The sequence below is a fragment of the Micromonospora sp. NPDC005254 genome (genome assembly GCF_042872525.1).
GTDB lineage: Bacteria > Actinomycetota > Actinomycetes > Mycobacteriales > Micromonosporaceae > Micromonospora.
In genome coordinates, this window is record NZ_JBIAKM010000002.1 from 26766 (window position 1) to 39702 (window position 12937).

General features: G+C 69.0%; 7 protein-coding genes. 2 read left to right on the forward strand and 5 right to left on the reverse strand.

What is annotated here, in order from left to right; translation table 11 throughout:
• Window positions 1–8 precede the first annotated feature (8 nt).
• The gene (locus tag ACFYPR_RS05700) at window positions 9–3065 is read right to left on the reverse strand and encodes a hypothetical protein (protein WP_387258723.1); all 3057 of its coding nucleotides are present in this window, start codon (window positions 3063–3065) and stop codon (window positions 9–11) included.
• Window positions 3066–3243: 178 nt separating this feature from the next.
• On the opposite strand from ACFYPR_RS05700, the gene ACFYPR_RS05705 reads away from it, so the two are divergent.
• Entirely contained in the window at window positions 3244–5037 is a 1794-nt protein-coding gene (locus ACFYPR_RS05705; RefSeq protein ID WP_387258725.1) for a serine/threonine-protein kinase, read from the forward strand.
• 184 nt (window positions 5038–5221) lie between these two features.
• Here ACFYPR_RS05705 and ACFYPR_RS05710 read toward each other — a convergent pair whose 3' ends face one another.
• Window positions 5222–6454, reverse strand: a complete 1233-nt coding sequence (locus ACFYPR_RS05710) for a DNA cytosine methyltransferase (protein ID WP_387258727.1) — start codon at window positions 6452–6454, stop codon at window positions 5222–5224.
• Between the two features lie 1186 nt (window positions 6455–7640).
• Here ACFYPR_RS05710 and ACFYPR_RS05715 point away from each other — a divergent pair.
• Window positions 7641–8012, forward strand: a complete 372-nt coding sequence (locus ACFYPR_RS05715) for a hypothetical protein (RefSeq protein ID WP_387258728.1) — start codon at window positions 7641–7643, stop codon at window positions 8010–8012.
• Between the two features lie 344 nt (window positions 8013–8356).
• On the opposite strand, the gene ACFYPR_RS05720 is transcribed toward ACFYPR_RS05715, so the two are convergent.
• The 3 genes from ACFYPR_RS05720 to ACFYPR_RS05730 all read right to left on the reverse strand — a co-directional run bounded on the left by ACFYPR_RS05720 (window position 8357) and on the right by ACFYPR_RS05730 (window position 12306).
• Entirely contained in the window at window positions 8357–9289 is a 933-nt protein-coding gene (locus ACFYPR_RS05720; protein WP_387258729.1) for a replication-relaxation family protein, read from the reverse strand.
• Window positions 9290–9914: 625 nt separating this feature from the next.
• The gene (locus ACFYPR_RS05725) at window positions 9915–10901 is read right to left on the reverse strand and encodes a replication-relaxation family protein (RefSeq protein ID WP_387258731.1); all 987 of its coding nucleotides are present in this window, start codon (window positions 10899–10901) and stop codon (window positions 9915–9917) included.
• A 538-nt stretch (window positions 10902–11439) separates the two neighbouring features.
• Complete coding sequence (locus tag ACFYPR_RS05730; RefSeq protein ID WP_387258733.1) at window positions 11440–12306, reverse strand: hypothetical protein; 867 nt, start codon at window positions 12304–12306, stop codon at window positions 11440–11442.
• Window positions 12307–12937 lie beyond the last annotated feature (631 nt).

Consider the following 12937-nt stretch of genomic DNA (forward strand, 5'->3'; position numbering starts at 1 on the left):
CAAGCTCCTTATGCAGCGAGGCGCGTCGTGATGCCAGTGTGATCAGGGGTCTGCGCGAGCAGGTGGGCGACTCGCTCTGCGGTCCGCGCGTCAACGTTCCCGTAAATCCGATAGGGCTTGTCGCCGATACGAGGCTGGGCGATGCGCGGCGGCAGGCCGGTGCGCAGCACGAGCGCCCGGGACAGCATTCGGGGCAGCGGCAGGTCCGCCGGAGCGGCCAGCAGCCGGCGGGCACCCTCCTCGGCCAGCAACAGCCGGGTCTTGCCTACCTCCGCCCGAGCAAGCCATTCGCCGACTTCGTACGCGACCCGGACCAACTCGGCGCCGACTGTCGGCCGCCAGGCGTACATCTTCCGGTAGCTGAGCTGGTAGCAGTAGAAGCCAGGGGCGGCATCGACGGAGACCTCGACCCAATCGAATACGTTCTGCGGCGTGCGCCGTCGCGTCCACATCTGCCGGCTCGGCGACATCGTCAGCGGCTCACCGACCAGGTCTAACCGTCGGATTTCGGGCAGCAGTTCCAGCAGCGCGTCGGCCGTCACGCCGGTCAGCTTGACGCCCAGACGCAGGAGGCCGGCTCGGATGGTCACTCGCTGCGCCGGGTCGCACTCTAGATAGATCACCTGAGGACCGGCAGGTCGGCCTTCGCCGTCCAACGGGCTACGAACGTGCACGGCCCAAGCCTCGGCGGCGTCCGCCACGAGCGGGTCCGGGTCGTCCGGAGTGGCCAGCCGCTCGACCAGCCGAACCGGCCGGGCGCCGGTCAGCACGTACAGGCCCGAGGAGGCGGGCAGGGCCACCAGTACGGCCGGGGCGACACCGACCTGCCGGGTCCCGTAGTCCCGCTCGATGTGGCCGAGTTCTTCGAGCGTTCGCAGCGCCCGGCGCCACCAGAGCGCCATTTCCGGGTAGCCGTTCCGGTCGCAGGCCCACTCCCAGGCCTCGCCGAAGTCGCGGATCGACGCCCGCCCATACTCGCGCTCGGAGAGCCAGGTCAGCACATCGTCGTACGGATTGTCGGGGAGCGGACCGTCGTCCACGTCGGTGCGTACGGCGACCTCGGCGGGCCGGCGCCAGACCGTCACGGGTGGCGACGACGGCGTACGGCGGATCGCCATGCTCAGGATCTGCCGAATCCGCGGATGCGGCGTGCTGATCCACGACCAGGTGCCGACGGTGGTGGCAAGCTGGCCCAGCACGTCCGGCCGCGGCCGCAGCTCGACCCGGCCGTCCATGCGGGGCGTGCCGGGCGGGACGGCGATCGCCTGGACGCGGTGCTTGTTGCAGAGCACGACGCAGGCCACTGGGGCGTCCGTCGAGGTGCGGATCGCGGCCAGCACGTCGATCGTGGTGGGCTCCAGGTCGAGCGCACGCAGCCAGTGTGCGGTGCCGGGGCGTACCTCGCTGATCTCGCCGTGCTCGGTGATCAAAAGCATTTCGGCCGACGCTGAACGCCGGACCACCATCGGCTCGGCGACTTCGACGCCGGTCAGCAGACCGCCGGCGATCATTTCCGGTGTGCGGTCGCGTACCGCGGAACCGAAAACCGGTTCGCCGCCCGGCTGTCGCTTGACCGGTATGCCGATGTCGCTCGCCGCCGCTTGCTCCCGGCAGAAGTTAACCGTGGTGAACGTGAGGTCGCCGAGCGGGGTGCCGATCGTGTGCTTGGCAGGGTCCAGGTAGAGGTCGGCCAGGCGCAGCCGCGGCGGCTCCGCGGCGAGCGGCTGAGGTGAGCCGTCTATTTCTACTTTCGACAGCTCGTCGCCTTCGACGACGAGATCAGGCTCACCGCCGACCAGGTAGGTCGTGTTGCGCAGGCGAAGACCGCCCTGCAGGAGCACCGGCTGGGACTGCGTGGCGGCGGCCACCCGAGCGAGGCCCAGGCAGGCGAGGACCGCGGTGTCGGTGGGGCTCACGGTCAGATGCCGGAACCAGCTCCAGCCCGGCTTGGCCGCGGGGCTCTCCTTGGCCGCCACACCATGCTCACTCAGCGCAGCCCGTACGGTCGGCAGTCGGTCCTGACGTACCAGGACGTCCGCCGTGCCCCGGCGATCCCAGGAGCGGACCTGGAGCAGGCCGGTGACCAGCGGGTCCCCGCGCAGGACATAGACCGACTCGCCGCCGAACCGCTGCACCACGCCATCGGTGAGCCGGTGCTCGAAGCCCTCGCGCAGCAGCACCTCGGTGGTCACGTCGGTGGCCACTGTGAGTACGCCGTCGGACTCATCGGCCGTCCGGAACTCGCCGGAACCCAGGTCCACGACCCGACCCGCGAGGGCGTCGTCCACCCGGAGCGCGCCGTGAAACGAGCCCATCCAGTCGTCGTACAGCAGCAGGCCGCGACCGCCGGAGCGGTTCGGCACCCGCGGTCCCTCCTGGCGCCAGCGCGCGGTCTCCTCATCGAGAACGTCGCCGAGGATGACCAGGGCCGGCTCCTCCCGGAAGCGACGCTCCATGTCAGGGCGGCGCAGCCGGAGCCAGGCCAGGAGGTCCGGGAACGAGACCACGCCGCCGTGGGCGGCAATGTACTGCTCGATCTGCAGCCGGTCGGCGAAGCGCACCAGCGCCTGGCTCCGTGCCCAGCCCTGGCGGGACCAATGGTCGTGGGTCACCGCCGTCCGTACGCCGTAGGCGCTGCCCGGACCGTCCAGCCAGGCGTTCCAAACGGTCCAGAGACTGATCATGTCGTCGCCGTAGCCCGAGGGCTCGGTCGGTGTCGCCTCGAAGCCGAGCAGACGGTTCTGCCGGGCGTAGATGCTGTGGGTGCCGACGAGCGGCTCCTCGGTCACCGCGAGAACGGCCATCGCCAGGTGAGCCACGATTGGAGGCTCGCCGGGGAAACCGGCGCGCCGCCAGTGCCGCGCCGCCGCTGCCCCGCGGCGGAACGGGTCGGTTCCCATCGTGGCGCGGAACGCATGGCAGAAGTCGTCGAGGGCGTCCTGGGCGGGCCGGTCGGAAAGCTTCGCCAGCAGGTTGCGGTCGACGTACAGGTAGAGCCGTTCGCCCGCGCGTCCGCGGTCACGGATGTCGGCGAAAAGCTTGGCGTTCCAGGCTGGCAGGTCCACGCTCACCCCTCGGTCACAGCGTCCGCTCGGAGAGTTCGTGGCAACCTCCAAGAACACCAGGGAACCAGCCTTTGAAAGCTGTGTCAACAGCTTCTGCCTCGCGGTGGCGTGTATACCGAGAATGGACACAGCCATGCAGGGTCGCCGTAGAGTGTCAGCACGGCAACGAGGAGGAGATTTGCCCGAGCGCACGCTCAGTGGCGGACGATATCGGCTGGACAGCCCGTTGGCCCACGGCGGAATGGGTGAAATCTGGGTAGGTTGGGACAGGAAACTCGACCGGGAGATCGCGGTCAAGTTCATCCGGACTCCCAGCGGCACGCCGAAACCCGAGCATATCCGTCGGTTCCGGCGCGAGGCCCGGATCACCGCCCGCCTCGAGCACCCCGGAATTGCAACGGTCTACGACTTCGGCACCGGCGACGAGGACCAGCCGTTCCTGGTCATGCAGCGCCTGCACGGCATCACGATCGCCGATCTGGTCGCCGAACAGGGACCGCTGCCGGTCGGCTGGGCCGCAGCGATCGCCGCGCAGGTGTGCGCTGTACTCGCTGCCGCACACGCAGCGTCGCTCATCCACCGCGACCTCAAGCCCAGCAACCTCATGCTGACCAAGGACGGGTGCGTAAAGGTCCTCGACTTTGGCCTCGCCACGGCGCCGACGCTGGCCGACTACTCTCGGATCACCGTCACCACCGATCAGCTCGGCACTCCGGCGTACATGGCACCCGAGCAGGTCGAGGCGAACTTGAGCGAGCCGGCAACCGACCTGTACGCGCTCGGCTGCACACTGCACGAGATGCTCACCGGCCGCCACGTGTTCGAGGGCAGCCTCTTCACCGTGCTAACCCGGCAGGTCACCACCGCACCGCCGGCGGTTCGCGAGATGCGCCCGGAAATCCCAGCTGAGCTGGAACAGCTCGTCCTGCAACTGCTGGCGAAGAAGCCCGGTGACCGGCCGGGCGGCGCCGAGGAGGTCTACTCGCGGCTGTTGCCGTACGCGGACGCCGCCGGACTCACCAGCGTGCTCGCACCCGCCCCGGGGCCGAGCCCGGTGGAGAGGTACGCCGCAGCGATGGTCGCTGTCCATTCCGAACGGGCGCCTTCTTTCGCGCCGGCACGGCCCGCAAACACTCACGTGACTCTCGCCGACGTCGCTGCCACACGCGAACGCGCCGACCGCCTCGTCGGCAACGGCAGTTACGGCCAGGCGGCCCACCTCCTGCGCGGCATGGTCTCTCGAGCGGCTGGGACGTTTGGCAGCACCAAACCTGAGGTGCTGGGCATACGCCGTCGCCTAGCCGAAGCGCTGTACGGTGGCGGCGCCTACCAGGAGGCCGGCCCGGTCTATCACGCGCTGGCCGCTGACCTGACCGACGATGTGCGGGTATTCGACTGTCGGCTTAAGTCGGCGCTGTGCGACGCCTCAACCGGACACACCACGCGGGCGCTCCTTCAACTGACCGACCTCGTAGCCGGTGAGGAACCGCGGAGCCCTCGATCGCTGCTGCTGCGCCGGCAAATTGGGCTCCTACAGCTGTGTGCGGGGCAGCACGCGGCAGCACAGGAGAGCTTCGGCGCTCTCCTCGACGACCTTCGCCGGCCGGGGCAGGGCCGGGGCCAGGTCGAACCCGACGAGATCGCGGGCCTGCTCGGCTCGGTGAAAGTCGATGCCGTCGCGGCTGACGAGGATGCCTGGCGCGAGGTGATGCGCCAGGCCGACCGAAGCAAGCCCGCGATGGAGTACCTGCTGCAGGATTTGGTCGGTCGCGGGCTGCCAGCCCCAGTAACCGGTTTCGAGTTGGGCGACGAGGGCCAGCGCGCCGAGCTGGCCTGGCCGGCCCAGAAGATCGCCGTCCTGAGTGGCAATCCGGAGAACGAAGAGCGGGACTGTGCGTTTCGGTCGGCCCGCTGGGATGCCCGCCCGGCTACCGACTGGACCGCCGATGAGCTGGCTGCTCGACTAGGATAGGAATGCTGGCCATGGTTCCGCCTCCTGCGCGCCTACCGACCGCCGTGCTCCCGACGTCCCAATGCGTTGCTCCGTCATGGTGGCCCTCACCCTTGCGCTTCCGCTCGCCCTACCGTTTCAAAGTGCGCTTCACTAACGAGTCTCGCTGATGCGTATCCGGCAACGGTGAAGGCCAGAAAGCGGATCACTCTCTGGTGGAACCTCCTCGCGACAAGCTGGATGCCGCCTCCCGTGGTGATGGGCCCTTCCCGGCGCCGGGGTGAGCCTTTTTGCTGCCTACCAACGGCCGAAAGCGCTCGGGTACCGGCGCCGGCGGAACAGCTGCCGGCACTTGCCCCTCTTGCCGCTCCTTCAACAGCTGAGGTTTTCCCTGTTCCTGCCCCTGCGCCGACGCACCACGTAGATGTGCCAGTAATGCCCGGCCGACCACCTCGGCAAGCAACGGGGGCGTGGCGTTCCCGGCCTGCTTGATGCGCTGCCGGTGAGGGCCAACCAGATGCCACTCGTCGGGGAAGGTCTGCAGCCGGAGGCACTCGCGGACAGTCAGCGGCCGGTTATCCCAGTGGAAAGGTCCGGTTGACGGCCCAGGGCTGGCTGGCAAAGTCCATGCGGGCTGGTCCTTCGCCAGCTTCAGTAGGAATGACCAGTATCGTGTGCGGTATCCGAACAACTCCTCACCGCCACCGCGAGACGTCAGGTACTGGTAGTTCCCCCCCTCCGGAATTGAGGCCAGCAGCTCGGCCCAGGTGCCCTGGACAGGCGGAATGTCCGTCTCGGCCAGGTCGCCGATCGCATCCCAGGCTCGTACCGGCGCGTCGGCGTGGGTCGGGGATGGCATCTCCATCGCCCGCCCGTCCCGGGTTGCGATGCCGATAACTCGATTGCGTCGTTGTGGCACGCCGTAATCGGCCGCGTCGACGATTCGCGCATGTAGGTCGTATGCGGTGCCGTGCTTGTCATTGATCGCAGCAAGGCGATCGCTGATGAACGGCGAAGCCGAGATCTTCCCGCGCAGGAAGCCGGCAACGTTCTCGATGAACAATGCCTTGGGAAGAAAGGCCTCCACCAGGTCCAGCATCGCAACCACGGTCTGCGCCCGGTCGTCGTCCATGCCCCTGCGCCCGCTGCTCGCCCACTGAGCAGCCATCGAGAACGGCTGACACGGCGGCCCGCCGGCAACTAGATCTAGTTCCCCGACTTTCATGCCAAGATGCTTCGGCGTGACGGTGCGGGCGGCGACGGTCACGTCGCCGCTGTCCAACTGCTTCCAGGAAGGCCGATTTTCCCGCAGCGTGTCAGCACAGAAGGGGTCGATCTCGATACAGGCTTTTGTCTCGAAGCCGGCATACTCCAAGCCCAGATCCAGACCGCCTGCCCCCGTAAATAGCGAAAGAACCGAGCCTTGGTCGCCCTGCACCGTTACGCCACCCTCCAGTCGAGCTTCGTGCCGGTATGAGCTCAGCCCATCTGCCCGACCGTGTCAAGCGTCAACATCACTTCGAGCAAATTTGGGCTCCACGATGTTTCGCAGCGCCGACAGAGCCGCCTCGAACCCGGTCGGGTACACGACACCGTCGGGTGACTCTCCGCGAAGGCCAAGCGCTTCGGGCTGCAGCCTTGAGATCGAGGAATGATTCCTCATATCTACAGCTGATCCCCGGGGCCTGAACTCGCGGCGGCTCAATGCCGCGTACGTGCAAATCGCCGTCATCCGTAACCGCTCCGGCCGGCCGCAGGCGGCCTGTACGTCGCAGCACATCCACACCACCCGGCGCGCGGCCCTCACCGACGCGATCCGGACGGACTGCCCAACGACAACGGCACGGTGAGTGGGACGCCCCGCACGGCATCGGCCCGGAGCCCTGGTGTGGACTGAGGCTCTGGTCGCCGCGTGGCGAGCCACCGGCGAGCGTCTTTCCGTCGCCGTGTGGCGGCGTCGACCGGGCGCACCATACCCGCCGGCAGCGCCGCGTTCCATGATGAGAACCAAGCTTGTTTAGGTCCTGGGTCAGCACCTTTCGGGCGGTTTTCTCTGCGAGGCGGTGTGGGCTGGAGAAGGGTACAGGCTCGCCGTCGAAAGCGGCAGGTGGCACCTCGCTGCCCGTGCCGCTCGTAGGGCAGCGGCGTTCCGGTGGCGCAGTACGGGCACCTCGCCGTCACGACAGTGCTCGCCCTCGGGGTCGGGGCGGGATAGGCGATCGCGCAGGTGTCGCAGACGAGCAGGTGCTCGCGGTCGTGATCAGCGCGGAGCTGCTCGAGGGTGGTTCGGCGGCGGATGCGCCGCGGGAGGTGTGCTCTGACGGCGGCGACCTTTTTCTCGCGGGCGGCTGCCGCCCGTACTCGCTCCCAGCCGTTGCGCGGCGGGTGGGGTGGGAGGCTGAACTCCCGTGTGGGCAGGAACTGGTAACGGTTGACGAGTGTGGTGGCGGCGGCGCGTAGCCGGGGGTGGTCGCCGTGGCGGTCGGCGGCAGTAAGGAGTTGTTCGGCCTGAGTGTCCAGGCATTCAGGTGCCGGTTGAGCAGCGCGATGCGGGCTTGGTGGGTTAGGTCCGGGTCGTCGCGGTTGGCCCATCAGGCCAGGACCATGTCGACGAGTTCGGGGTCTTGGTCGTTCAGGTCGGGGAGGGTGGCGGGGTACCGGGAGGTGCGCAGCTGCGCGATGGCGAAAGCGTCGAGGAGCTAAGCGACCTCGTCGGCGGCGTCGAGGATGTCGCCGACGAGGTCGATGCGCTCGCGCCGGCCGGAGGCTGCGGCTGCCTCGTCGTAGTGACGTTAGGCGCGGTCCTGAGCGGTGACGCGGCCGGAGGGTGCTGCGGCAGCGTCGCGCGGAAGCTGGGCTCCTCGGGAGGCAGCCATACCCGAGCGGCGATGGCGGCGGTCGGGTCGCGTACGAGCACGCTCGTGGCGATGACGACGCTGTTGCCGTCGGCGATGTCCCGCCAGGCCTGCCCGCCGCCGATCTGGTGGGCGCGGTAGGCGGCGGCGAGTTGCTTGCGTTTCGCCGGCCGGGGTCGGCGGCGGGTCGGCGTGCGGTGAAGAACCGCAGACGATACCTCTGGTGGCTACGCAAGTGAAGTGGTTCGCCGCTCACAGCAACTCACAGCGGCGTGCCGCCGGTGTGAGTGCGGGCGCTGTCGCCGGACAGCGTGGTTGTCAGACTCTGACAGCTTCCCGATCGACGCGCAGGCCGATTCCGGTCGCCCCGGTGCGCGCCCGTTCGGCGGGTGACGGTTACCGGCTGGGCGAGCTGGCGGTGGGGTGGGTTCGGCGGCGTGTGCGGCCTGCAGGCCGCCGCACGCGCAATGTATCGCGCTGCCCCATTAGGCGGCCCGATCGTCGGGGGTGGGCTGGTCGGTGGGGTAGTGGTCGTCGTGGTGGGTGTCGGTGTAGGGCAGGTCGATGAGGCGGTGACGGCCGGGACGGCCGGGTAGTTGCCAGATCTGGTGGGCGGGGTTGGCGGCGAGGGCGGTGCGTAGTTCGGCGGTGGTGGTGGCGATGACCGTCTTCAGGCCGGTGCCGGCGATCCGGTGGTGCAGGTTCGCCTCGCGTCGTGCGGAGGGTAGGTGCAACAGCACCGGCCATGCCCAGGTGCTCAGCATGTACAGCCGCTCGTATTTGATGACTTTGTCGATGAGGACCTGCAGGTTCTCACCGCTGGTGTCGTACTCGAGGAAGAACGGCACGGACCGTTCGTGCTCTGTCCATATCCCGGCGCCGTCCGGGCGGGGGAGGCCCGTCGCTCCGGCAAGGATGAGGTGCGGGTTGGCGCCTTTGCGGTAGAGGGTGCCGGGTTCGTGGTAGGCCGACGCGGGCTGCCAGCGGACGAGGTCGCTGTCGGGGTGGGTGCGGGCGTGGGCGGCGAGGTCGATGAAGACCTGGTTGCCGCCGAGCAGGTGCGGCAGGTCCGGTCGGTTGGTCAGGGAGTGTTTGCGGCGGCGGGCCTGGTCCCGGCGGCCTCGTGGGAGTCCGCGTTGGGCGTGGACGTGGTCGTAGCCGAGTTGATCCAGGACGTAGTGGTATGGGTGCGAGCCTCCGTCTGCTTTGTTGGGCCGGAACCGGTCGACCGCCCGCAGGGCGGTGAGGCGGCGTAGCCGGCGTTGGGTGAAGTCCAGGGATGGGAACAGGGCGGCGGCGATCTGGTCGGTGGTGAGCACGCCGTGGTCGTAGAGCCAACCGAGGAGCCGGTCGTCGCGGGCGGTGATGCTGGCCTGCAGACGCAGCAGCGGATCCGCGGCCGGTAGGTGTTTACCCATGAGCACCAGCCCTGGGGGAGAGACCCCAGACTGGAGGGTCTGTCTGGAGCGGTCCCAGACTCCTGACAGCGGGGCTGACCTGGGCTGTGAGCGGCAGCGGGGGGTCAGGTTGGGGGTCAGGATCAAGACGGACGGTAGAACGGAGATCGGCACTGACCGCTGAAGCGCCGGGCACAACGGGTTCGGCGTGACGGTGCGGAGAGGGTGGGTGTGAGTCGGGCCGGTGAGGCTGGTGAGGTTCGCGGTGCGGGGTGATCATCATTGTTGCTCCAAGGTCAGAGGTGCGAGCGGGTGTGAGGTTGGTGCGCCCAGCGGCCGCAGCGGGCGGGAGCCGGCGGAGGTCCGCGGTCGCTGTCCGAAAGCCTGGTCGGACATGCCAACCTGCCTGGTCTCACGCGTGTGACGAACTTCCGGTGATACGGGCAGTCAGCCAGCTGTCGATCGAAGTTAGTCACAGCGGCTGCGGCCTGCGGTGTGAGAGCTGCCGGCGTTGCCGTTCGGGTTCGAAGCGAACGGCAACCTCCGGTAGTCCTCTGACAGTGACCGGGTGGGCGCTTCGTTGGGTCGCCCCGGTCTGCTCCTCGACCGGCCCGGGTGGGCCGGTCGAGGAGCAGCGGTCGGTTGGTCAGGGTCGCGGCGGGTAGTGGTACTCGCAGTCGGCGACGGATTCTTCGTAGGGGCGCTCGGGGTCGTAGATGGGGTGTGGGGCTTGGGGCCGTACCTGCTTGAAGGTCACGGTGTCGGGCGGCCACTGCTCGGGGGTGTGGGGAAGGTCGGTCAGGGCGAGGCGGTGTGTCTCGCCGATCGGCTGCCAGACCGGGTCGGCCGGGTGGCCGTGCTCGGGGTTGCTGGTGACGACGGTGAGGTGCCGCGTGTTGCGGCGCTCGAGGTAGCGGCGCAGGTCCTGCTCGCGCTGCGGGTCGGCGGCGTGGAACAGCAGGGTCGCCAGGCCGGTCTGTTCGGCCAGCCGCCGGTAGGCGTGGACGCGGTCGGCAAGGTCGGCGGGACGGATCTCGCCGGGGTCGGGCTGGTACCAGAACGCGTGGCGGTCGCGGTCGTGGATGTACTCGCCGTGCCAGGCGGCATGCCGCGCTCCGGTGACGTATCGGCAGGTGCGCGGTGACCACCAGGTGCGTAGGTCGCTCCCCGGTTCGGTGAGCGCGTGGGTGGCCAGGTCGACGAAGAAGTCGTTAGCCTGCAGCAGGCCGGGCAGCCCCGCATGCTGGCGGAGCCGGTCGCGGGCCCGGTACACCTGCGCCGGTGGGACGTCGTGGTCTTCGCCGAGTGGGGTGAGTTGGGCGCCGATCGGGCCCAGGCACCACCAGGTATCGGCGGTGACCGCGGTGCCGGTGTTCCAGAGGCGGTCGATCCAGCCGCGGCGGGCGAGGATCGCCAGACGTCGGGTGGCCGACGCCGTGGTGGTGGCGAAGCCGAGTGCGGTGAGCTGCGCGGTGGTCAGGACCCGGTGCTCGGCGAGCATCTCGACGGCCCACCAGTCGGGCAGGCGCATGCGGCCGCACTCGGCCAGGAGCAGCTCCGCCGGGATCGGTCGGGTGGACGGGACAGTGAACTGAGGATGGTAGGTGGTCAACATGACCGGTACCTCCAACATGGCGCCATCCCCGGATAGGGGGTGGCAGGGGTGGATGAATGCCCGTGTGACCGCGTCGATGCGGCACACCTCGGGCGGATCACGCCACCGCGGTCGTGCGTCGCAGTGGGTGACAGTGCGGTGCCAGATCGCCGGTTCCGTGCCCGGACGGCCGCCCTGGCACGGAACCGACTGGTCCGCGCGGCCGGATCACCGGCCGGTCATGCGGTGCGGCGAGAATCCGAGCGCGGCTTCTGGCGCCGTCATTAAGAAACCGCCGTTTGTGTGCTCTGGCGAACGCCTGCCCCGCTCACAGCCGCTCACAGCCGCTCACAGCGGGCGGTTTTCCCAGCCGAGGTGATCTTGTCCGTTGCCGCCGACGTTGAGCTTCTTGCCATCGAATCTGGTTCGGATCGAGTTTCTGCCATCGAAGATGACCCACCCCCTGTTCACGGGGCGGACGCGGTTCGACCTCGCTGTCAACGGACAGATCCAGCCCAGGCTCAGGTGAACCCGGCAAGGAAATGACGTCGTCACGAGGGGGTCTCCGGGAGCGGACCTACGCGACTGCCGTCGATGTGGCGGTGGTGGTGGGGATGCGATTGCGGCTGGCGGCGCGCAGACTGGCGCGGCGTTGGGCTCGCGCCGCCAACGCTTCGGTGGCCTGCGGGGACGCCGCGCCGGTCAGCATGCCGCTGGCGAGGGCCTCGGCGAGGCGAGTGTCGATGCGACCCAACCGCATGCGCAGGGCGTCGGTGCTGATGCCCATCTGGGCCGCGATCGGGTCCATGGCCCGCCGTCCCAGCCGCACGTCGATGTAGGGCTGCTCGTCGTCGGCGTCGAGGATGCCCAGGCGCACCGCGCGGCGTACCAGCACGTCGGGATGCCCGTAGGGCACCTGCGGGGTCCGTGGTCCCGTGACGCGCTCCACGTCCTCGACCGGGATGAACTCGCTGGCCTGCTGGCGCAGCGCGTGCCCGGCGCGCCACCCGGCCCGGCACAACGACGCGTACGGCGCCCGGCGGGCCACGTCCACGTGGTCATGCAGCGCCGCCAGGAATCCGGCGAGGACCTCCGCGCCGATGTCGTCGGGGTCACCGCGGTAACCGTCGGACAACCGCCTCGCGTAGCGGCGCAGCGCCGGCATCGCCATGCCGACCGCGGCGATGACCCACTGCGGTCCGTCCAGGCGGGCGCGACGGATCAGCTCCCGCCACACCGTGTCGCGGGCCGTGTAAGCGCGCGGGTTCGTCAGCAGCCAGTCCCGCAGCGCCGGCAGCGCCAGGACACCCGTCGGTAGGCCTACATTCGGACCGATCTCGTCGAGGTCGAGGGACAGGGGCACCGGGTCGCTGGTCAGCGCCGCGAACGCCACGTCGACGGCGTCCAGGGGCGCGGCAGGGAAGATCGTGTCGGACACACTCATGATCAGTACTCCTCGGTCAGAGACCATCGAGGGTCGCCGCCGTCTTTTCGGCGACGCTGGGATGCCGATTACGCCACGGCCCACTCACAACCGCTCACAGCGCAGGTCAAGCCCGCCTTTCGCCCCCAGCGGGCCGCAGTAGCGCCCCACTCGAACTCCGGGCGTCAGTCCGGCACCTGGCGGGCGACGCGGACGGGCCGCAGTACGGCTGAACAGGGCTGTGGGTCACCGAGGCGCACCGTGGGTGGCACCCGGACGGCTGAGCGAAAGGGTCACGATCGTCGGGCCGCGCCCACCACTCACAGCGGCTCACAGCCACTCACAGCCACTCACAGCGGCTCACAGCCGCTGGCCCCGCCCGTCTGGTCAGCGAATCGCGTCCGTCATACGCGATCGGGTCACTGCTGTTGGCCAGGAACCATCTCGGTTGCCATCGGACTGACATCTCCGTTGATCTTCGCGCCACCGAAGGTGCGCCGCTGCCGTTCTCGCCACCGAGGTCGCACCGCCGCTGGTCACGTCGCGCGAGGGGTGCTGAGCAGGGCTGTGAGCGTAGGGGCGGGTGCGAGAAGTGTCCGACAAGAGAGTCTCCGGAGGGCCCCTATACACCCTCGCACTCACAGCGACTCAC

What these genes read in the sequence shown, in the direction of transcription:
- ACFYPR_RS05720 (WP_387258729.1), bottom strand. Translation starts at nt 9,289, where the DNA reads ATGGGTAAACACCTACCGGCCGCGGATCCGCTGCTGCGTCTGCAGGCC.
- ACFYPR_RS05725 (WP_387258731.1), bottom strand. Translation starts at nt 10,901, where the DNA reads ATGTTGGAGGTACCGGTCATGTTGACCACCTACCATCCTCAGTTCACT.
- ACFYPR_RS05730 (WP_387258733.1), bottom strand. Translation starts at nt 12,306, where the DNA reads ATGAGTGTGTCCGACACGATCTTCCCTGCCGCGCCCCTGGACGCCGTC.